This window comes from Colwellia maritima, from assembly GCF_022669015.1.
Taxonomy (GTDB): domain Bacteria; phylum Pseudomonadota; class Gammaproteobacteria; order Enterobacterales; family Alteromonadaceae; genus Colwellia; species Colwellia maritima.
Window position 1 is genome coordinate 414,590 of sequence record NZ_JAKKSL010000003.1, and the last position, 21,292, is coordinate 435,881.

General features: G+C 36.8%; 24 protein-coding genes and 3 pseudogenes. 15 read left to right on the forward strand and 12 right to left on the reverse strand.

Annotated elements, in window-relative coordinates; all coding sequences use genetic code 11:
- The first annotated feature begins 124 nt into the window (after positions 1 to 124).
- From L3081_RS17810 to L3081_RS17815, 4 genes are all read left to right on the forward strand, one after another.
- Positions 125 to 1,825 (forward strand): TIM-barrel domain-containing protein, encoded by a 1,701-nt coding sequence (locus tag L3081_RS17810; protein ID WP_338027390.1) that lies wholly within the window; start codon positions 125 to 127, stop codon positions 1,823 to 1,825.
- Entirely contained in the window at positions 1,759 to 2,148 is a 390-nt protein-coding gene (locus tag L3081_RS28515) for a TIM-barrel domain-containing protein (RefSeq protein WP_338027391.1), read from the forward strand. Before L3081_RS17810 ends, L3081_RS28515 begins: the two co-directional genes overlap by 67 nt.
- Complete coding sequence (locus L3081_RS28520; RefSeq protein WP_338027392.1) at positions 2,138 to 2,479, forward strand: DUF5110 domain-containing protein; 342 nt, start codon at positions 2,138 to 2,140, stop codon at positions 2,477 to 2,479. Before L3081_RS28515 ends, L3081_RS28520 begins: the two co-directional genes overlap by 11 nt.
- Positions 2,480 to 2,608: 129 nt before the next feature.
- Positions 2,609 to 3,598 carry a glucokinase gene (locus L3081_RS17815; protein ID WP_242287370.1) on the forward strand — a complete coding sequence of 330 codons (990 nt, stop codon included), beginning with the start codon at positions 2,609 to 2,611 and terminating at the stop codon, positions 3,596 to 3,598.
- A 158-nt stretch (positions 3,599 to 3,756) separates the two neighbouring features.
- Here L3081_RS17815 and L3081_RS17820 read toward each other — a convergent pair whose 3' ends face one another.
- Together L3081_RS17820 and L3081_RS17825 are read right to left on the reverse strand one after the other, a co-directional pair.
- A complete protein-coding gene (locus tag L3081_RS17820; RefSeq protein ID WP_242287372.1) occupies positions 3,757 to 4,356 on the reverse strand; it encodes an FMN-binding negative transcriptional regulator in 600 nt (199 codons plus the stop codon).
- A gap of 52 nt (positions 4,357 to 4,408) precedes the next feature.
- Positions 4,409 to 4,993 carry a GNAT family N-acetyltransferase gene (locus L3081_RS17825; protein WP_242287375.1) on the reverse strand — a complete coding sequence of 195 codons (585 nt, stop codon included), beginning with the start codon at positions 4,991 to 4,993 and terminating at the stop codon, positions 4,409 to 4,411.
- A 100-nt stretch (positions 4,994 to 5,093) separates the two neighbouring features.
- On the opposite strand from L3081_RS17825, the gene pdxR reads away from it, so the two are divergent.
- The 6 genes and pseudogenes from pdxR to L3081_RS17855 all read left to right on the forward strand — a co-directional run bounded on the left by pdxR (position 5,094) and on the right by L3081_RS17855 (position 9,406).
- Positions 5,094 to 6,377, forward strand: coding sequence for a MocR-like pyridoxine biosynthesis transcription factor PdxR (gene pdxR, locus L3081_RS17830; protein ID WP_242287377.1), 1,284 nt, complete (start codon positions 5,094 to 5,096; stop codon positions 6,375 to 6,377).
- Positions 6,325 to 6,573: a hypothetical protein gene (locus L3081_RS17835; RefSeq protein ID WP_242287379.1), complete on the forward strand. Its 249-nt coding sequence runs from the start codon at positions 6,325 to 6,327 to the stop codon at positions 6,571 to 6,573. The genes pdxR and L3081_RS17835 overlap by 53 nt, the downstream gene beginning before the upstream one ends.
- Positions 6,574 to 6,634: 61 nt before the next feature.
- Positions 6,635 to 8,157: pseudogene (locus tag L3081_RS17840) on the forward strand (MFS transporter).
- A 372-nt stretch (positions 8,158 to 8,529) separates the two neighbouring features.
- Positions 8,530 to 8,736 carry a hypothetical protein gene (locus L3081_RS17845; RefSeq protein WP_242287381.1) on the forward strand — a complete coding sequence of 69 codons (207 nt, stop codon included), beginning with the start codon at positions 8,530 to 8,532 and terminating at the stop codon, positions 8,734 to 8,736.
- A gap of 38 nt (positions 8,737 to 8,774) precedes the next feature.
- Complete coding sequence (locus L3081_RS17850) at positions 8,775 to 9,017, forward strand: hypothetical protein (RefSeq protein WP_242287383.1); 243 nt, start codon at positions 8,775 to 8,777, stop codon at positions 9,015 to 9,017.
- Positions 9,014 to 9,406 carry a hypothetical protein gene (locus L3081_RS17855; RefSeq protein ID WP_242287385.1) on the forward strand — a complete coding sequence of 131 codons (393 nt, stop codon included), beginning with the start codon at positions 9,014 to 9,016 and terminating at the stop codon, positions 9,404 to 9,406. The genes L3081_RS17850 and L3081_RS17855 overlap by 4 nt, the downstream gene beginning before the upstream one ends.
- A gap of 272 nt (positions 9,407 to 9,678) precedes the next feature.
- Here L3081_RS17855 and L3081_RS17860 read toward each other — a convergent pair whose 3' ends face one another.
- The 3 genes and pseudogenes from L3081_RS17860 to L3081_RS17870 form a co-directional block, all read right to left on the reverse strand.
- Positions 9,679 to 10,821 (reverse strand): lipase family protein, encoded by a 1,143-nt coding sequence (locus L3081_RS17860; protein WP_242287388.1) that lies wholly within the window; start codon positions 10,819 to 10,821, stop codon positions 9,679 to 9,681.
- A 26-nt stretch (positions 10,822 to 10,847) separates the two neighbouring features.
- Entirely contained in the window at positions 10,848 to 11,486 is a 639-nt protein-coding gene (locus tag L3081_RS17865; RefSeq protein WP_242287390.1) for a DUF6795 domain-containing protein, read from the reverse strand.
- 334 nt (positions 11,487 to 11,820) lie between these two features.
- Positions 11,821 to 12,225: pseudogene (locus L3081_RS17870) on the reverse strand (LacI family DNA-binding transcriptional regulator); the annotation flags it as partial.
- A 446-nt stretch (positions 12,226 to 12,671) separates the two neighbouring features.
- Here L3081_RS17870 and L3081_RS17875 point away from each other — a divergent pair.
- The 3 genes from L3081_RS17875 (at position 12,672) to L3081_RS17885 (ending at position 14,248) form a co-directional block, all read left to right on the forward strand.
- A complete protein-coding gene (locus tag L3081_RS17875; RefSeq protein WP_242287392.1) occupies positions 12,672 to 12,890 on the forward strand; it encodes a hypothetical protein in 219 nt (72 codons plus the stop codon).
- A 105-nt stretch (positions 12,891 to 12,995) separates the two neighbouring features.
- Entirely contained in the window at positions 12,996 to 13,562 is a 567-nt protein-coding gene (locus L3081_RS17880; RefSeq protein ID WP_242287393.1) for an AbiU2 domain-containing protein, read from the forward strand.
- Positions 13,563 to 13,852: 290 nt separating this feature from the next.
- Complete coding sequence (locus L3081_RS17885; RefSeq protein ID WP_242287396.1) at positions 13,853 to 14,248, forward strand: hypothetical protein; 396 nt, start codon at positions 13,853 to 13,855, stop codon at positions 14,246 to 14,248.
- Between the two features lie 168 nt (positions 14,249 to 14,416).
- Here the strand turns inward: L3081_RS17885 and L3081_RS17890 are convergent, their stop codons facing one another.
- The 5 genes and pseudogenes from L3081_RS17890 to efp all read right to left on the reverse strand — a co-directional run bounded on the left by L3081_RS17890 (position 14,417) and on the right by efp (position 18,523).
- Entirely contained in the window at positions 14,417 to 14,770 is a 354-nt protein-coding gene (locus L3081_RS17890; RefSeq protein WP_242287398.1) for a substrate-binding domain-containing protein, read from the reverse strand.
- Positions 14,771 to 14,962: 192 nt separating this feature from the next.
- Positions 14,963 to 16,075 carry an ATP-binding protein gene (locus tag L3081_RS28525; RefSeq protein WP_338027409.1) on the reverse strand — a complete coding sequence of 371 codons (1,113 nt, stop codon included), beginning with the start codon at positions 16,073 to 16,075 and terminating at the stop codon, positions 14,963 to 14,965.
- The gene (locus L3081_RS17900; protein ID WP_242287400.1) at positions 15,991 to 16,350 is read right to left on the reverse strand and encodes an AAA family ATPase; all 360 of its coding nucleotides are present in this window, start codon (positions 16,348 to 16,350) and stop codon (positions 15,991 to 15,993) included. Before L3081_RS17900 ends, L3081_RS28525 begins: the two co-directional genes overlap by 85 nt.
- Positions 16,351 to 16,800: 450 nt before the next feature.
- A pseudogene (locus tag L3081_RS17905) lies at positions 16,801 to 17,821 on the reverse strand (LacI family DNA-binding transcriptional regulator).
- A gap of 132 nt (positions 17,822 to 17,953) precedes the next feature.
- Positions 17,954 to 18,523 carry an elongation factor P gene (efp, locus tag L3081_RS17910; protein WP_242287402.1) on the reverse strand — a complete coding sequence of 190 codons (570 nt, stop codon included), beginning with the start codon at positions 18,521 to 18,523 and terminating at the stop codon, positions 17,954 to 17,956.
- 79 nt (positions 18,524 to 18,602) lie between these two features.
- Between efp and epmB the strand changes: the two genes are divergently transcribed.
- The gene (gene epmB / locus L3081_RS17915) at positions 18,603 to 19,631 is read left to right on the forward strand and encodes an EF-P beta-lysylation protein EpmB (protein WP_242287404.1); all 1,029 of its coding nucleotides are present in this window, start codon (positions 18,603 to 18,605) and stop codon (positions 19,629 to 19,631) included.
- Positions 19,632 to 19,698: 67 nt separating this feature from the next.
- A complete protein-coding gene (locus L3081_RS17920) occupies positions 19,699 to 19,899 on the forward strand; it encodes a hypothetical protein (protein ID WP_242287406.1) in 201 nt (66 codons plus the stop codon).
- A 121-nt stretch (positions 19,900 to 20,020) separates the two neighbouring features.
- On the opposite strand, the gene L3081_RS17925 is transcribed toward L3081_RS17920, so the two are convergent.
- Positions 20,021 to 20,716, reverse strand: coding sequence for a YeiH family protein (locus L3081_RS17925; RefSeq protein ID WP_338027410.1), 696 nt, complete (start codon positions 20,714 to 20,716; stop codon positions 20,021 to 20,023).
- Positions 20,697 to 21,071, reverse strand: coding sequence for a putative sulfate exporter family transporter (locus L3081_RS17930; protein ID WP_242287408.1), 375 nt, complete (start codon positions 21,069 to 21,071; stop codon positions 20,697 to 20,699). Before L3081_RS17930 ends, L3081_RS17925 begins: the two co-directional genes overlap by 20 nt.
- Positions 21,072 to 21,292 lie beyond the last annotated feature (221 nt).

A 21,292-nucleotide genomic window follows, 5' to 3' on the forward strand; every position in this document is an offset into this window, starting at 1 on the left:
GGGGAATACCCCCTGCATACGTATGCATTGACTTTCCTTGATTTTGCATACGTATGTAATACTAATCAGCATAAATAAATGATTAAATAAATAACTCTCTATGACATTCGATTAAGGAATTATCTTGCGTTCACTTTTACGGTTCAAATATACAGTTGTGTTTGTTCTTTTATTTACTGTTCAGGTTATTGCGCAACCCATCGCAAGTGAAAAAAGTAAACTTGAACAGAATAACTACCTTAGCTATCAACTAAAAAAAAATCATGTTGAAATCAACACTTCACATGGGCAGGTAACCTTAACGGCCTATAATAATCATGCGATAGAAGCCCATTATAATGATAAAAGCAAACATAATACGGCAGCATTCTTACCTTCATTTTCAATAAAAGAACAAGCACTTACACAACACTTCGCGATTACTGAAACGGCTGAAAAATTAACGCTGTTAGGGGGTAAACTCAAGGCGGTTATTAATAAATCCCCTTTTTACATAAGCTACTATCAAGGCAAAAAATTACTCGTTTCTGAAGAGCAAGGTTTTTTTGTTGGTACGACGATTGAAAAAGATCAACACGTTAATGTGCGAGGATTTCGTTTTAAGCTAAGTGAACAAGAACAATTAATGGGTGGTGGTGAACGTGTACTCGGCATGAACAGACGAGGTCATCGTATGCCGTTGTATAACCGTGCACATTACGGATATGAAACACAATCTAATCAAATGAATTTTAGTATACCTGCAGTATTTTCAAGCAATAAATATATACTGCTATTTGACAATTCAGCCAAAGGTTGGATGGATTTAGGCAAAACAGATCCCAACATAATTCAATTTGAAGCTGTGTCAGGGCGCATGGCATATCTTGTGTTTGCCGGCGACACTTATCCGGAATTAATCAATAACTACGTAGATGTTACTGGCAAGCAACCCATGCCACCGCGTTGGGCATTCGGCAACTATGCCTCTCGTTTTGGTTATCGAACAGAGCAAGAAGTTCGCGATACCGTTAACAAATTTCACGAATTAGACTTTCCGCTCGACGCACTAATTCTTGATCTTTACTGGTTTGGTAAAGACATAAAAGGTCACATGGGCAACTTAGATTGGGATAACGACGCCTTCCCTACCCCAACAAAAATGATCAGCGACATAAAAGCACAAGGTGTCAATACCCTATTGATCACCGAGCCTTTTGTGTTAACCACCTCAAAAAAATGGCAGGATGCAGAAAAAAGTCAAGCCTTAGCAAAAGATACTGATGGTAAACCTAAGCGTTTCGATTTCTATTTTGGCAATACTGGTTTAATTGATGTATTCAACGACAGTGGCAAAAACTGGTTTAATAATATTTATAAAGGCTTATACCAACAAGGTGTGAGCGGTTGGTGGGGTGATTTAGGCGAGCCAGAAGTTCATCCGAGCGACACCTTGCATACACTTGAAGACGGCAGTGTTGTCAATGGTGATGCTATCCATAATGTTTATGGTCATCAGTGGGCTAAAATGGTTTTTGACAATCAATTAGACCTTGCCCCCGATAAACGCCCGTTTATTCTAATGCGTTCTGGTTTTGCCGGTTCGCAGCGTTATGGCATGATCCCTTGGACGGGTGATGTCAGCCGCTCGTGGGGCGGATTAAAACCGCAAGTTGAACTTAGCTTACAAATGGGGGTTTTAGGCATGGGCTATACTCACTCTGATTTAGGCGGTTTTTTGGTGGCGAAAAATTTGATAAAGAACTGTATATTCGTTGGTTGCAATATGGTGTTTTTCAACCTATTTATCGCCCACATGCGCAAGACAATATCGCCCCAGAAGTAGTATTTCACGATAAAGAAACGCAAGATATTCTTCGAAAATTCATAAAACTCAGATATAACTTACTGCCTTATAATTATACTTTAGCTTATGAAAACAGTACTACGGGCATGCCGCTTATGCGACCGCTTTTCTTCGAAGACGAGAGCAATACCACATTAATGAACAATGCCACAAGCTATCTTTGGGGTGACGCTTTTCTCGTAACGCCAGTAGTTGATATAGGGGTAAAATCAGTTTCAGTTCCACTACCTAAAGGCGTGTGGTTTAACTACTTTAGTGGCGAGAGACATCAAGGCAACCAAACAGTAAATATTGCAACTTGACCTAGAAACACTACCGGTATTAGTGCGAGCCGGTTCATTTATTCCGATGACTGATGCTATTCAATCGACTAAAGATTACGATAACAGCAAGCTAACACTCCACTACTATGCCGACAAATCAGCGAACAGCAGCAAAGGTGAAATGTATGACGATGATGGTGAAATGTTTCAAGCTAACACCCATAGTTTTTTTGAGTTATTATCCTTCGAAGCCCGTCAACAAAGTGAAAGCTTAAGTCTCCATTTATCAAGAAAAGACACTCGCTATGTGGGCATGCCTAAAAATAGAGATATAACCCTAGTTATTCATCATTGGCAAAAGACCCAGTAAAGTTATAGTGGGCGAAAAAACAGCAACCAACTTCAACTGGAATAAAGAAAAACAAACATTAACTGTAAAATTTAAATGGCAACATCAACCGTTAACGTTAAGCATACTGAATTAGGTAATAAATAAGTTATGAATACCCAGAATAAAAAAATTGTTAATTTAATTGCCGATATCGGCGGAACTAATATTCGTATAGCGCAAGCCGATGCACAAAGTGAGGCAAAATACACAAATATTGAAACCTATCAATGTGCAAAATTTTCAAGCTTGGCTGACGTTATCGCGCTGTATATTGAAAGCAAAAACATAGCTGAGGCCGGCATTAATGCTTGTTTAGCTATCGCTTGCCCGACTGACAACGATATTATTTCGATGACGAACTTGCCCTGGCAGTTTTCTCAAAAAGAACTAATTAAAACGTTAAACTTAAATAGCTTAAGTATGATCAATGATTATACTGCCATCGCTATGGCAATTCCGCTGCTAAACGATAGCCAAAAGGTAAAAATTGGTGGTGGTGAAGCGGTTGCAGGTAAGCCTATTTCTGTTTGCGGCCCGGGTACAGGCTTAGGCGTGGCTAACTTAATTCCTATTACCATAGGTGATAAAAGCCAATGGCATTGTGTTAGTGGCGAAGGTGGTCATGTCGATTTCGCGCCCGTTGGTGAGCTAGAAATTGCCGTATTACGCTACTTAAATGACATTAAAGAACGTGTATCCTATGAGCAATTACTCTCAGGTTATGGTATTGAACAGATTTACCAATCTTTAGCTAACAAGGGCGATGACGAAGAAGAAGCTCCTTTATCCGCACAAGAAATTAGCAAACGAGGTATTGAAAAAACCTGCATTATCTGCCGGCAAACTATGCTAATTTTCTGTCAAGCGCTTGGCGGCTTTGCCGGTAACTTAGCGCTTATCATGAACAGCCAAGGTGGTGTATACATTGCCGGTGGCATCGTACCTCGCTTTATCGATTTTCTAAAAGCAAGTAAGTTCAGAGAGCGCTTTGAAAGCAAAGGGCGTTTATCGCATATTACTCAGCAAGCACCCACTTATGTAATTACTGAAGCACAACCCGGTTTATTAGGTGCTGCGGCTTATATATTGCAACAATAATAATTAAAGGGTAGAAAGTATTAAACGCAGTTAATCCGTTAATTACTAATTATCGTATTAACTGCTCCGGTAGGACAATTCAAAATTATAGTTCTACGCCCCCTGTCATATGTGTTTTAACTAGATTTGCTATGTTCAACGAATCACTTGTTTCTTCGTTAGACAATCCAAACTACAAGCCCCTGTTTATTTATTTCTGGCTGATTTTGGCTTACTTTCCATTTTCCTGTTATTGACAAGATCTCAATTTCTAAACCGACAATGGCTGCTAACATGCGTTGAATATATTGCATTGGCGCATCTGTAATTGACCAAGGTTTCTCTTGGTTTTGTTCATGTTGAATCGTTAAATTATTTAACATCGCCAGTTTAAAATCAGTATCAAATCGATAATGCAGCAGACCTTTTACATGCACAGCAACATAATTCCATGTCGGCACTGCTTTACCCTGCTCCTTTTTTGTTGGGTAATAATTGGGTGAGATGTAACAATTCGGCCCGTGAAAAACGAGCAATATCTCGGCGTTATCTTTTACGTTTTGCCATAATGGGTTCGCTTTTGCAATATGCCCTTGCAAAGTCAGCTTCTCGGTCGTGTTGCCATGCAATTCCTCTGTTGAGTTAGTAAGAAAAAAAGGAATATGGTTTACCTCTATTCCTGTTGCTGAATAGGCAATCAAACTTGCCAATGGGTACTTCATCATGAGTTCATGTAAAGCAACAGGATCATCTTGTTGAAAAACTTTAGGCACATGCATTGTTCATCCCCTTTTATTTCAATTCTCTATTAAATTGTTCATAATCAAAGCATTACATTTTTGCTTCTAAACCGTTTTTAATCACTAGCCATTCACTATTGATAATTGAAAAAATGGCAGTATTGCGAAAACTACCATCGGGCAAAATTCGCTGATGGCGTAAAATTCCTTCAAACGTGGCACCTAGCCGACTAATAGCATTACGTGACTTTATATTATGGTCGTGTGTTTTAAACTGAACTCGAATAGCCTCTAGTTGCTCAAAAGCATGCTTTAACAAGCAATACTTAGCATGAGTATTCACATAAGTACGTTGATATTTAGGCGTGATAAAAGTAAAACCAATTTCTAACGTTCTATTTTCATGGCTAATTTCACAATAGCGTGTGCTACCAACTAGCTCACCACTTTGATTATCAAAAATTGAAAAAACAACCTGCTCTCCTTGTTTAACCTTCTCAAGTGACTTCGTTAGCCAAGTTTCAGCTTGTGTTTTTGAAGTGCATTGATTTGGCAATGACCACTTCCATAGCTCAGGAAAAGCGCCCGCTTGATAAAAAGCATCAAGATGTTCTATTGATAACGGACGCAAGGTTATTTTATTTGTTGAAATGGTGACTGGTTTAGGTTCAAACATAAATAAACTCCTTAAAAATTTAGTTGATATTCTGCAATTTGTGGTATAAACACAACGACCAGTTTCAAATAAACACTTATACCAAAGACGGATTTTTCTATTGAAAACGCTTAACCTAACGTTAAATAACTCGACTAAAAAACTGTATTTGCAGATAGCCTTCGCTATTCGATATGCCATTGAAAGTGGTAATGTTGTTTCATCTGAAAAGCTACCCTCAGCGCGAGTACTTGCTGAGCAGTTAGCTGTTAACCGCCATACGGTTATGGCCGCTTATCATGAGTTAGTTGCACAAGGTTGGGTTGAGGCTCGACATAGACAGGGTTACAGTGTAGCTGCAATATTGCCTATATTTTCCACAAAAAATATCAATAAGAATCTCAAGAATAATCAAGAGAAGGTTGTACAAAGGCACATCTGGCGACTAGCAAAAAGCAATGACAACAAGGCTATGCCAACAGCAAGTGGCTACGAATTTAATTTTGCCGGCGGTAATCCAGATATTAATTTATTTCCATTCAATGAATTCAGAGGTTTTATGAATCAAGCCTTAAATCGGCCCGATATTAAGGAATTGAATTATGGTCATAACAACGGGTTTTCACCCTTTATTCATGAAGTAAGTAAATATTTACGTAGGGTACGATCAATCACCAACAAAGAAATTATTGTCGTCAATGGTACTCAGGAAGCCTTATATATTATCGCTCAAGTTTTAATAAAAACAGGTGATAAAATAGCGGTAGAGAGCTTAGGTTATCAACTGACTTGGAACGCATTTAACAATGCAGGCGCTGAGTTAATTGCGGTGAAACAAACTGACCAGGGTATTGATATTGATCATCTTGAACAGTTGGTTAAAACACAAAAAATTCGCTTACTCTACCTAACACCATTACATCAATACCCTACCACCACAACGCTTGCAATGAGCAAACGTAAAAAAATATATCAGTTAGCACAACAGTATAACTTTCCTATTATTGAAGATGACTATGACCACGAGTTTCACTATAACAGCCAACCACTAGCGCCTATGGCCGCCAATGATCCGTCTGGTTTAGTTATTTATCTTTCTAGTTTTTCAAAAATTATGTTTCCTGGAATTCGCTTAGGACTTATCGCTGTGGATAAATCACTTGTTCTCCCCATTGTAAATTATCGCGCCTTACTCAATCACAAAGTCAATGTACCGCTTCAAGATGCTGTAGCGCGCCGGATGAAAGATGGTGGCTTTGAGCGCCATTTACGGAAAGTTACCCGACATTATCAAAAAAGGCGGCACTACATGGTTGAATTGCTCAGCCAATTTATTGAGGATGGACTAGAGATTGAATTTTCCATTCCTGCTTGGTGGTATGGCGCTGTGGGTAAATATTGGTGATAAGGCACAAAAAATAGCAGAAGTTGCAAGACAGCAAGGCATATTTATATTAGCAGAACATGCCTTTCATTTAGATCAAAAGAACGATCAAGATAAATACATTCGCTTAGGTTTTGCCGGACAAAACGAACAACAACTAAAACAAGGTTTATTACGATTGAAATCAATATTAATTGAATACGTATGTAAGAGATAGCTGTCAATGATGATAGTGAGTATATTGTTCACATTGCAATAATTAATATAAGAGTCTTCACATGACCACGACAGATACTGATAAAAGTAGTAATAATACTCATCGAAAACCCCATCTTAGTTTTTGGCAAATTTGGAATGTCAGCTTCGGCTTTTTAGGTGTGCAAATTGGTTTTTCATTACAGAATAGTAACGTCAGTCGTATATTATCTGATTTAGGAGCTGATCTTTCTTCATTATCACTCTTTTGGTTGGCAGCGCCTATCATGGGATTACTGGTACAGCCTATTGTGGGTGCTTTATCTGATCGAACATGGAATCGCATGGGTCGGCGCTTACCCTTTGTTTTAGGTGGTGCGTTAGTTGCTGCCACCGCGATGATATTACTTCCAAACGCCTCAATGGTTGTGGCTTTTATTCCACCGATTATTTTTGGTTTACTAATATTTGCCATTAAAGATGCGGCATTTAACGTAACGTTTCAACCATTTCGTTCACTAGTGTCTGATATGGTGCCCGCCGAACAGCATAACTTAGGTTATTCTGTACAAACCCTATTAATTAATATTGGTGCGGTAGTTGGTTCAACTCTTCCTTTCGTGTTAACTAACGTGATTGGCTTAGACAACATATCAGAGCAAGGTAAAGTTGCACCGTCAGTTATATGGGCATTTTATATTGGAGCCACGGTGTTACTAGGATCAGTTTTGTGGACTGTATTTAGAACCAAAGAATACAAGCCAGAAGATTACTACGCTTATCAAAATTTAAATTATGAAAAAATAAAACAAGAGCAAGCTGTTAAGAAAACTCTATCAGAGCGATTAAGTGGTTATTGGATATTATTAAAAGATATGCCCATAATCATGAAGCAATTAGCGATAGTGCAATTTTTCTCATGGTTTGCATTATTTATTATGTGGACATACACGCCTGCAGCAATTACTCAACATGCTTGGGGAGTAGCGGTTGATTGGTTTGATCCTGCTTATATAACTGCGATGGGTGGTTTGCCTGAGACGGTAGCAGCAGCCAAAGGTGCGGTCATGACTGGGTTGGCATTTTATATGCTGCACAAGCTTTGTTTGCTGTGTTTTTCGCTATTTTATTAACTAAATTAGCGAATACATTTGGTCGAAAAATAGTTTATTCATTCTCATTAATTGCAGGCGGGCTTGGTTACTTAAGTTTTATTTTATTTCAAGACCCAACAATTACCCATGTAAATTTATTAATAACCGACGTAAAAGTGCCCCAAGGCGCGATAGGTTTAATTTGGTCTATGTTAGGTATTGGCATGGCATGGGCGGCAATTTTATCTATGCCTTACGCGATACTTGCAGGGGCTTTACCTGCGGATAAAACAGGTGTTTATATGGGGATTTTTAACTTTACTATTGCAGCACCACAAATCGTGTCAGGTTTAGTTTCAGGCCGGATTTTAAGCCATATATTCGACAATAATGCGGTTTATATCATTATGTTAGCGGGTGCCTCGATGATCCTAGGTGCATTCTCAGTGTATTTTGTTAAAGATGGGGTAGAAGAGAAATTAGCCGATTGCAGTGAGGAAGTTATTGCCTAACGGCAATGTCATTGCTTTGATTAAACACGCTTAGTTTTTAAAGTGTTAGTAAATATTTTGACTTCATATTTGATAAATACCCCAAACTTGATTAGTAATATCACCTTACTAAGCTGATACAAAGAGAAAAGAGTACAAGAAAACAGAGAAAGGTGTGGAATTGTGCGTAATTAAATAACTTAGTATTTGAAAATTATTTTAATACAGTAAAAATAATTTATCGGTTTATGTTAAGTTGTATTAATATGACTTCAAAGTGCGCACAGAAGACATTAGCCTCAAATTTTTTGACATATATTTTCTAATCAATTGATATACTGATTCTTGCTCTGATATAGTAATTTAAGGATAATAATTCGTGGATGTCCCATTTTGTTAGGAGTTGATAACTGGGCAAACTCACCAGGAGGCGTTAACGATGAATATTTTTGTGACGACCAAATTCGATTATTCGATTCATCCGATAGGCACGAAGGGGGACTTAGCGGTTTAGATGGTCTAAATCTAGTTCGCACAAGACTACATGAGCAAAAGTCACCTATAAGGTTGGTAGGATTATCGGGGGTTGTAAAATCATGAAATAAAAATAGTTTTTTGAAAAACAAAAGGAATTAAAATTGAACGATAAATTATTAGAAGAAATAAAAGATGAAGTTTTCAAATACTACAATCAGAGTAAAGAAAAAAAATCACTAAATCAAAATATAGACGATACGTTAGAGTCAATTTCAAAAGTTACAGGTTTATCAATAGAAGAAATAAAGCCTATAGCTGATGATGTTCACAGCAACTATATTACGAATAAAAACAAAAAAAGAAATAAACTTATTTTACTTTTTCTTCTTTTATATTGGTTGTGATATTAATTTCTAGTTTCTTTTACTTTTCTAAAAAAAGTCCTGTAAAAATTGTTAGTGCTACAACGTATATTACAGACAAAATCACAGGAAAAAACAAGCCTAATAAAGTGATTGAAACTGTAAATATAGATCAAACGATTTATGGCTATGTAAAATGGGATTTTGAAAAAAATAAAAACGAGTATCAATCTCAATTAAAAATAACAGATAGCAAAGGCAGAGTAGCGAGGATTTGTATGCACGACACAAAACAACAAAGTTACTCTATGGTCTGGTCATGCTCGTATAAGTTTAAAAAAGGACTTGATTCTGTTGGAACTTGGAAATTTGAAGCGTTTATTGATGGTAAAAAAACAAGTGAAACATTTTTTACTGTTAAAAATATTTAATATTGGAAACTCGATACAAAATCTAATCCAAATCACCGCTACTGATTAAATGCTAATGTCCGCAATGTGGCAATAGCGATCAAAACAGAATAAATAAAATGCAAGTTAGAAAAAAACTAGAGGACTAACTTGTACTTTTGAACGGATTCGCCCAAAAGAGCAAGTTAATCCTATCTTGTTGTAAATACAATTAATTTGCAATTTTAATCATACTGACTCGCAACATTGTTTCGAGGGGATGGGCTTGTGCATCCCCTACAAAATCTCTTTAATTAAGTAGCTTTTAATGCCATTTTAGCCGCTTTAGTTAATCGGCCTAACGTGATATCAAATACCCATCGAATAAATTTATAAGTCAGTTCAATTGGAATAGCGCTATATTTTCCTGCAAATACCAACATATGCCCTAACATGCCTCTAACTTGTTCTTCGTAACCTGCCATATTTGCTATTTTTACCACTGACAGTGCCATTAAATCATAAACCGTACCTACACTTGCTCCCATTACTTGTAATGATGCCACAGTACCGGCAGCTCCTCCGTCAATCATTAAAGTCATCAAAGCGGCGGCTAGTTTGTCTGCCCAATGAGTAGAGTAGGTCGTTTGTAAGCGATTATTATAATTTAAGACAACTCTTTGCGATAAAGAACCCGCTTTTTGACTATAAATATGATGCCAATCATTCTTGTTTGCCGTATTAATATAACCAGGGCTTGCATCCATAGAATGGGCACCAAGATTAATACCTTGTGCTCTGTCTGAAACATACTCAACGCCATTAATAGGGGCGTGGTGAAAAGGCCAGACAGGAATTTTAGGTACTGGATCAGCACCATGTACACAGCGAAATATTTTATCAATACGGGCACTGCTTTTTATTGCAAAATCTTTTTTGCCTACCCGTGGGCAACCAAACGTATACAAGTAAACGGTTTTATTAAACTCAACCTTGATCCAGTCAGCCACTAAAGTGGCTAATGCCCCTCCTAAACTGTGCCCAATACAATGAATAGCCCCCGTACTTTTTTGCACTTCTGGTTGTCTCATGTATTGAGACAGATTATCTCTAAAAGAGGCGAAAGTGTTTTGAAAACCTGTGTGTACTGCACTGCCTGTATCGCTATTTTTACTGTGACAAGTCGCATCAGTCAGCGCATCAGCTAATGACGCCGTACCTCGAATGGCAATAACATGATCGCCTTTATGTGTTTGGCTATGCCCTTGCCCAATTAATACAAAACCTGTAGTTTCTCGCCAAAAAAAACCGCCGGATGTTCCTTGATGTACATTGGTTAAATTAAATTTAAAGTGGCTTTTTGTTGCAGGTAACGGCCTAAGTCTTTTTGGAGTAGTCTCAATTTGATAAGCAAGAGAAGCTATCTCTGATGCTACTTTAGGTGATATTTCTACCATACTTCATCCTTAATGTTAGTGTGAAATTAATTTATTTCTTCATAAGATCTTATTACTTCATTATTGTAATAAGTAGTAACCTTGTCATTTTCCCAATGACAAATAGTCGAGACTAGTTGTTCATTTCTCGTATTGTATCCCGTAGTATCTACCATCTGATCTACTTCTTTATTTTGTAAGTCAGCATTTAATTGAAGCATTAAGTTGTTCAGTGGTGGAGATGAGCGCCAATGCTTACTTGCTCCCCACAACAAAAACATATCATCTTCATGTTCGTTAGTTTCTTTTTTAATATATATTTCTTGTGATACTGGGAGGTTTTGACCAAAAATATCACTTGGTGAACGTGATTTGACTACTATTTCATCAAATGAGAATTCGCCTTGGGTATTGGTTAACGCATAATCAATAATCGCATTTTTTTTATCGTAGCCACTATAAAAAAGCTCACGTACAACTTCTACGCCAGATAAGGGTTGTCCATTATCTGTAATTCGACCTTTTACTGGAGGGGATAACTGAACCTCAGTCTTTTTAAAAAAACCAAACATGGCTTGACTCTCCATAGAGTAAAGAAATATTGCTATAAGTGTAAAACACAGAGTAAATAAGCTAACAGGGGAAAGTAGATAACGACATTTTTGATAAGTTTTTTCCTTCAACATAATAACACCCTCCTTTTTGTTATGCTTACTTCTAGGCGCTCATTATATTCAGCTACTCAAGATAAATCAATAAAGGGGATTTCTGACTGCGTCATTAAATCATAAATAGTATCTACTCTTGCCCCCATGGTTTGTAATGATGCAACTATATGTTGAATAACAATTAACGGGGACAGTCACTCAACATAGCACGGATATCGATACAAAATCTAATCCACCTTGCTTGATTTGTTCTTATAGCTAATGTCAGCAATGTGGCAAAAGTTTGTGTTCTGAGAAAGATTAGAGCAACAAGCTGCTTTCAAGTTGCTCAAATGAATAAAGTCTAACTTAATCAGCTACCACATGATTTTCGAACAATAACGCTAGGTTCAATTAAGGTAGTACTGATCTTTTGACCACTTATTGATGATAGTAAGGTGTTTACTAACAGCTCGCCTGCCAATTGAGTATCTTGCTTAACCGTTGTTAACGGTGGAAATGTAAAGCCGGCAATGGCGATATCATCAAACCCAACCACCGCAACTTGGTCTGGTATGGTAATATTATGTTCTTTTAACGCACGCATTGCGCCTATAGCAATCAAATCACACGCCGCACAAATAACATCAAATTTTTCACCAGTATTTATTAATTCACACGCGGCTTTGTAACCGACTTCTTCAGTATACAGAGCGTTAAACTGCATTTTACTATTAACCACTAAACCGTGATCTTTCAGTGCCTGACAATGGCCTTTATAGCGATCATAAAATTCAGGTGCATGGCTAGTAGTTTTATCATGGGTGGCCTAGTTAATTTATCAGTGTTTTTTGTTAAAGATGGTACAGCAGAGAAAGTAGCCACTTGCAGTGAGGAAGTTGTTGCCTAACAGCAATGCCATTGCTTTGATTAAACACGCTTAGTTTTTAAAGTGTTAGTGAATATTTTAACTTCCATATTTGATACATACCCCAAACTTGATTAGTAATATCACCTTACTAAGCTGATACAAAGAGAAAAGAGTACAAGAAAACAGTAAAAATAGTTCATCGGCTTATTTTTAGTTGTATTAATATGACTTCAAAGTGCGCATTGCTGACATTAACTTCGAAATATTTGCCATATGTTTTCTAATGAATTATTGGTGTCATATTACTGAGAAGCCGTCCATAATAAACGTTATACACCAGAGGGAATCAAGCAATGAAATTAATTTTTACAAATGAAAAAGGTATTTCTGAAGTTTTAGCCACTAGTGGCGATCTTTCGACACTTAAGCAAAAAGCATCTGAACATTATACTGGTAATGAGCTGCCAATTTGGGAGTCTGACCTAGTTGGTAAACCATACAATGATCATGTACCTGAATTACCGTATTCGTTCAAACTTGAAAACGGTTCGTCTTACTCAATTGGCAAATAATGTAAAACAAGTTTGTCAATGAAATGCACTTACGTGCTAGACCGCTCAAATATAAGTTTTAATGTATTATTACCTCAGAATTAACGTAGCCGCGATGAGAGAAATATGAACACATTTCAAAAAAAATATGACCATGCAACGATAGCTTTAAGGAGGGCAAAGCTCCTTTATAATGAGTTTTGTATTTTATTCGAAGATGATAAAAATCTAGAGATATTGAGATTGGGTGCAAAAAATTTCTTTGGTTTGCTGTTTGATGAATTACAGGATTCGATTTTGATAAAACTGTGTAAACTAACTGATAATACTAAACAGAAACAGAACACTAATCTGACAGCTGAATATTTTTTGAAACAAGAAATACTATTAAAAAATCAGGCATACCAAGATATAAAAAACATTTACTATAACGAAGTGATTCCTGCTAGGAACAAAGTCAATGAATATAGAAACAAGTACATGGCGCATTCAGATTACCAAAAAATGATTACACTGGATGGTACAAGACCATCGTTAAATGAAATTAAAGACTTACTGGAATCTCTAGAGAAATATTTTGGTGAAATTAGTATCCATTGTCTGGGGGTTACGGATTTCTTTAGAGGGCCTACTCCTCTTTACTGTGGTCTTGGATATTTGGTTCAACTTTTGGATAGTGCTAATAGTGGTTAATAAATCCATTATTTATACTAAACCTAAATAAGCTAAATAGTATTGAAGTCTTAGGTCAGCTAAGTGGCATTTTTTGTCCTTAGCTTAACGCTAACAAAGTGCATTACTGGCATTAGAAATGATTTTCTTGCGTTATGATTTCTATTGATTTATTCGAGTCATATTACTGAAAATCCTCCATAATAAGGGGGGCATCGATTACAAACTGTTACAGTTATTTATTTAATTCTCTGTAATCTAGAGTGGCGAGTTGTTTAATTTACAGTAACTGTTTTATAGGGAATTGATATATGGATTTAAAAGTAATTGTTTTGCCTTTTTTAGGTTTACTTACTTTAGTTGGTTGTGATGAAAAAACAACCACAGATGGCATCACTTGTACCGCTAACGTTGCACCTGCGATTACGATTGGTGTTATAGATAAAGCTACAGGTGATTTTATTGCTTGTGATGCAAGCGCTGTCATTGAAGATACTGGTTTTTCTGTAGAGATCCCACCATATGTTGATGCTTACGGGGTATGTGATAACACTCACACGCTTCAAGTCGCACATGAAAGAAGTGGAGTATATGATGTCCATGTATTTAAGGAAGGATACCTTGATTGGTCTATGTATAGTATTGAAGTAACCTCTGGTATATGTCATGTCAATACTGTTCATATAATTGCTGAACTAGAAAAATAAATTATAAGAATTTAAAGCGTTATCCATACAAAGTCTAATCCAAATAAGCTAAATAAGCTAAATGGTGTCGAGGCCTAAGGTCTCTTTTGTGGCAAAAATTAGTGTTCTGAGAAAAATTAGAGCAACAAGCTGCTTTCAAGTTGCTCAAATGAATAAAGTCTAACTTAATCAGCTACCACATGATTTTCGAACAATAACGCTAGGTTCAATTAAGGTAGTACTGATGTCATGACCACTTATTGAAGATAGTAAGGTGTTTACTAACAGCTCGCCTGCCAATTGAGTATCTTGTTTAACCGTTGTTAACGGCGGAAATGTAAAGCCGGCAATGGCGATATCATCAAACCCAACCCCCGCAACTTGGTCTGGTATGGTAATATTATGTTCTTTTAACGCACGCATTGCGCCTATAGCAATCAAATCACACGCCGCACAAATAACATCAAATTTTTCACCAGTATTTATTAATTCACACGCGGCTTTGTAAGCAGCTTCTTCAGTATACAGAGCGTTAAACTGCATGATCACTTTATGAGTCAAGCTTACGTTAGCGTTTGTTTCACTCTTTGACCTTATGGGCATGGTTGGAAGCACAAACTATTGCCATGAAGACGATGGATTTAGATACTAAAAATCAGCTCTAGAAGAGGCTGTTCATGCCTGTTGCGTCGTTCATATGTATTACGGGGTGTAATGTTCCCAAGGGGCTTTCCTTTAACTAGCTTTACTCTCAATGAAATGCTCTAGCATATAAAGTGGAATGCTCATAACTGATGCTTGGTATTCTTCATCATTATTTTTAGTTATACTCCAAGTTTCTATTTCAGTATTGCCAGAGTAACAACGAAGTGATGTTTTGAATACTTTCTCTTCTAGTAATAATTTTAATGATTTTAGTTTGTTAGATTTCCCAGATTTACATTCTATCGGATAGATTTCGCTACCAACTTCAGTAATGAAATCAACTTCTGCTGTTGATCCTTTCTTTTGCCTTTCCCAATGATAGATTGCCTTCGTTTTATAAAAGGGAGGAATAGAGGCGAGTGTTTGAGCCACATATTGTTCTGCGATAGCGCCATTAGCCATGTCGTTAATATCAATATTTGAATAAATTGACATCGGGCTTACCCCCATAAATGAGTAACAAAGTCCAAGATCGAGGCCAAACAGCTTGTAGTTTTTAGGGTTAACACCATTAAGTAAAGGTGTTTTGTTTTCACTAGTGTGAATACTACGCCTAATTACTTTCGCACTTGCAAGAATATCAATGTGTTTTTTAACTTTTTCAATTTTATACCCTGGAGCTATTTTGTTGTACTGTAGCCCTTTAGAAGGGTTACTCATAACTACACTAAGTATTCTTTCTAGTAGTTCCGTGTCGTACTTTGTATCAGATAGGTCGGAATATTTAGGTAAATCTTCAATGTACCCAGTAATTATGTCGTTTTTTATCGCATCTAAACGCAAAGGCCCTTCTTTATTTATACTGGCTTGAACCGCAGCAGGCATTCCACCGCATACGAGATATTCTTTAAAGATATTTGAAAGGATTGTGTGAAGTCCTTCGCTTACTGGTTTTGTTGGAGATAGTTCTTTTAGTTTGTCATAAGCAAGTTTATTGGCTGCCAATAAATATTCTTCAAAAGTCATCGGGTTTAGATAACTATATTCTATTCGACCTGTTGGGCCTTGTTGTCTGTTTTTATTGTTAATTTCGAACTCTAAAAGTGATCCTGCCGAAATCACTTTAAAATCAGGGGCTTTTTCTTTGAAGTAACGTAAGTATGAATAAAGATTCGGTAGCTCCTGTATTTCATCAAAAAAAATACTACGTTTTTCGGGTCGACGTTAACACCTTGTTCTAACATAATGTGTTCAAGGATTTCCTTAGCCTTTTCTTTGTGTTCAAGCATATGTGTAAAGCTCTGAGATTCTTCCATGTTGATCTCTATAAGATGCAGTTCCAATTTTTCAGCTAATTTCCGAATTAGGGTTGTTTTTCCGACTTGTCTTGCTCCTCTAAGAACCATAACCCCTCTTGAGTCTCGTTCAGCCCATTCAATTAACTTTTCTAAACACTTTCTATACATCGCGCTACCCAAGACCAATCAATATTGTATTTTAATTGGTATATAGTAAATAAGTAGGGGTAAAAAAACAACATAAAGGTAAAAAAGAATGGGTATTAACTACCGTAAAAAGGTAAAAAGTAAGGGTTAACGTACTGCTAAAAGTTAAAATTAAGGAGGGCATCGATTACAAACTATTACAGTAATTTATTTAATTCTCTGTAATCTAAAGTGGCGAGTTATATAATTTGCAGTAACTGTTTTTAGGGTATTGATATATGGATTTAAAAGTAATTATTTTGCCTTTTTTAAGTTTGAAAAATAAATTATAAGAATTTAAAGCGTTATCCATACAAAGTCTAATCCAAATAAGCTAAATGGTGTCGAGGCCTAAGGTCTCTTTTGTAGCAAAGTTAGTGTTCTGATAAAGATTAGAGCAACAAGCTGCTTTCAAGTTGCTCAAATGAACAAAGTCTAACTTAATCAACTACCACATGATTTTCGAACAATAACGCTAGGTTCAATTAAGGTAGTACTGATGTCATGACCACTTATTGATGATAGTAAGGTGTTTACTAACAGCTCGCCTGCCAATTGAGTATCTTGCTTAACCGTTGTTAACGGCGGAAATGTAAAGCCGGCAATGGCGATATCATCAAACCCAACCACCGCAACTTGGTCTGGTATGGTAATATTATGTTCTTTTAACGCACGCATTGCGCCTATAGCAATCAAATCACACGCCGCACAAATAGCATCAAATTTTTCACCACTGTTTATTAATTCACACGCGGCTTTATAACCCGCTTCTTCAGTATACAGAGCGTTAAACTGCATTTTACTATTAACCACTAAACCGTGATCTTTCAGTGCCTGACAATGGCCTTTATAGCGATCATAAAATTCAGGTGCATGGCTAGAGGCGCTTCCTAAAAAAGCAAAGTGTTTTCGCCCTTGTTTAATTACATGCTCAGTGATCTCTTGCCCGCCACGAAAGTTATCACAACCTATAGAGACTATAGGCAATTCTTGTACTTCAGCTCCCCAACGAACAAAATGCGTTCCTTGCTCACTTAATTGAATCAGTTTTTCTTCAAAATCAACATAATCACCATAACCCAACAAAATTAGACCGTCGGCTTTATTACTGTCTTCAAAATCAGCATGCCAATCGTTACTCGCTTGTTGAAATGATACTAATAAATCATAGCCTTTTTGTGCGCAAGCTCGGGTAATACTGCCTAACATGGAAAGAAAAAAGGATTGATGGCTGAATCATCATTGGTGGGGTCTTCAAAAAGTAGCAAAGCAATGGTATCACAATGCTTCGAACGCAAATTACTGGCGTTTTTGTCGACTTTGTAATTTAATTCTTTGGCAATTGCTTGTATTTTGAGTCGCGTTTCTTCGTTCACTAAAGGACTATTTCGCAAAGCCCTAGACACCGTCGACTGAGAAACCCGACCTGAAAGGCAATATCAAAAGAAGTCGCTTTTTCTTTCACTTGGCTACTCGCTAATATTTGATAAAAAACAAAGATAACAAGAATATACCTGAGCAGGCGACAAAAGTATAGATAGCAAAAAGGCTCAAATAAATGCTATTTGAGCCTTTTGGGGTAAATTAAATTTACGGTTTACTTGGAAGCGCGTGAAACGTATTCACCAGATCGTGTATCGATTTTCACTTTTTCACCAATTTGTACAAACAAAGGTACACGAACTACGGCACCCGTAGCTAACGTAGCAGGTTTGCCACCTGTACCCGCAGTATCACCTTTTAAACCAGGGTCAGTTTCTGTAATGTCGATTTCAACAAAGTTTGGCGGTGTCACCGAAATAGGTGAATTATTCCATAAGGTGATCGTACAAATGTCCCCTTCTACTAACCACTTTTCGCTATCAGCAACGGCTTTATCATCGGCAGCTATTTGTTCAAACGTTTCATTATTCATAAAGTGCCAAAACTCACCATCGGCATATAAATAAGCTAACTCTATATCCATTACATCAGCACCTTCAACAGACTCACCTGATTTAAAGGTTTTTTCTAATACCTTCCCTGAGACTAATTTACGAATTTTAACACGGTTAAAAGCCTGACCTTTACCCGGTTTTACTAATTCGTTTTCAAGGATATTGCATGGTTCGTCATCAAGCATGATTTTAAGTCCGGCTTTAAACTGGTTAGTACTGAAATTAGCCATAAGTGCGCTCTTTTATTAATTGTCTATTACCATTAAACTACACAGCATCTAAGGTAGAGAACATAGGTTGAAATTAGAATTGTCGCAGATAATAACCCAAATTGACCCTCAATTGCATCTTTGTGATGAAAATTCATGGCAAAAAGATTTACGTGAAGTCATAATTGACCCAAAAAAGCTTCTAGATTTACTTGATATTGATTGTGATGGTTATTTGCAGCACTTTAAGGCGCGTAAATTATTTCCTGTTCGGGTGCCGTTACCTTTTATTAAGCGCATGAAAAAAGGTGATATTAATGACCCTTTATTAAAACAGGTTATGCCTTTATCTAATGAGTTTATTGTCTCTGATGGTTATGTAACAGATCCTTTAAATGAGCATGATACTGTTGCAGCAGGTCTACTTCATAAATACAAACATCGGGTACTAATGATTGTTAAAGCAGGTTGTGCTATCAATTGTCGTTATTGTTTTAGACGGCATTTTCCCTACCAAGACAACAGTCCAAATAAACAACGTTGGCAGCAAGCATTAACGTATATTGAAAACAATCAAGACATATCAGAAGTGATTTTTAGTGGTGGCGACCCGTTAATGGCAAGTGATGAACATTTAACTTGGCTTGTTGAACAACTAGAGAAGATTACCCATGTAAAACGCTTACGTATTCATAGCCGTTTACCTGTGGTAATTCCGCGTCGTGTTACTTCTAGATTAGTAAACTTGCTAAAAAATACTCGTTTAAAATCAACCGTGGTATTGCATATAAACCATCCTAATGAAATTGATCATGATTTTATTAATGCGCTTGAACCATTAAAGGCTGCAAGAATTCCATTATTTAACCAAAGTGTCATGCTCAAAGGTATTAATGATAATAGTACTGTACTGTGTGAATTAAGTGAGCAGCTATTTGATGCAGGCATTCAACCTTACTATTTACACCTATTTGATCCAGTACAAGGTGCGGCTCACTTTGATGTACCCGAAAAAAAGGCTATAACAATTGTGAATGAAATGCTTGCCGCTTTGCCCGGCTTTTTAATGCCAAAACTTGTACGTGAAGTAGCAGGACAAACTAACAAAACACCAATAAACCTGACATAATCAGACTTTATTAATTCAGACCAAATCACCTGACATTGAACCAAGACTAGCTAAAAAGACAACCATTATGACCAAAGCCATTGAACAACAATTAATTGAAAACATCTCATTAATCTTAAAAAGATCACTAACAGCCGATGCCACTTTAGCTGATTTACGCGAACACAATAAAGCAGGCTTTGAAGCCATTTTTAAAAAAGATCCGGCTTTCAATGTTCTGCAAATACATTTCAACCCTATGTGGAAGAAATTGCTGATGATCTATTAAACTGGCAAGCACATAAAGACCAACAACAATTACTCATTCCATTAGTTAAAAAAATTGAACAACTATTTACCGTTTTGGTGGCTTTGAACAAAGCCACAGTGCTTAGCGCCCTATCCAGGTTTTATCTTATCAAGTAGTAAGACAAGAAATAGCCTGCCCCCATTAAATAAACAAATAAGATACTCGCTAGATAAATCGGTTTAAAACCAACATGCTTAAATTTATTAAAGCGAGTTTCCATACCTAATGCTGTCATCGCCATTGTTAATATAAAACTATCAAACTGATTAATGCCATTCACTACGCTTTCTGGCAACAAATTAAGTGAATTAAAGCCAACAACACCAACAAAACCTAATGCAAACCAAGGAATAGTAATTGCCATTTTATGCTGACGTTGAGCAACGCCTTGCCTTACATAGCTTTGTTTAACGCCTCTCGCAATCCAAAGACTTAACACAATTAAAAAAGGTGCTAATAACATTACTCGCAACATTTTCACAATAATTGCTGTGTTTGCAATGTTATCCCCCATGGCTGCACCTGCGCCAACTACATGGGCGACTTCGTGTAGGCTCCCACCAGTATATGCCCCCATTGCTTGTTCAGTTAACCCTAGTACACCACTTTGGTACAACATTGGATAAATAAACATTGCAAGTGTGCCAAAAACCACCACAGTTGCCACTGCGATACTGGTCTTATAAGGCTCGGCTTTAATAATTGGCTCTGTTGCTAATACGGCAGCCGCACCACAAATTGCGCTGCCCGCACTAATTAAAATACTGGTATCACGATCAAGTTTTAATAGCTTTATACCAACCCAAAGATCCTAGAATAAAGGTAGTAGTTACCATAATAAAGCTGACTGCAACCCCTGCCACCCCAACTTGTATAACGTATTGAAATGTTAGCCGAAAACCATATAAAACAATACCTAATCGTAATAAGGTTTTAGTAGAAAATAACAAGGAAATTTGCCATTCATCAGGAAATTTATGCCGTAAACTATTCCCGTATAGCATACCCAACACAATGCTAATAATCAGTGGGCTAATCGCTAATTGCTTAAACAATGAGAATTCAGACAGGTACGTAGCTGCCATTGCTAATAATGCGACAAATAGCAGACCATTTAAGGTGTTTGCTCGATTTTCTATAGAAAAAGCCATCATATCTCTCAGTTATTCATTTTAGCGATAATATATAAGAGATAATTAAATAAATATAATGGATGTTTTTAATTTAATACATTAAAAAAACTTATGTGTAATTATAACCTTTTTATAATCACTCATTAGTATTTGTACTTATAAACCTATGCACTAATACGTAAGTGTCGGGTTTAACATACTGTAAAGCCCAAGTCATGCTTGGGCATCTATTACTGAAG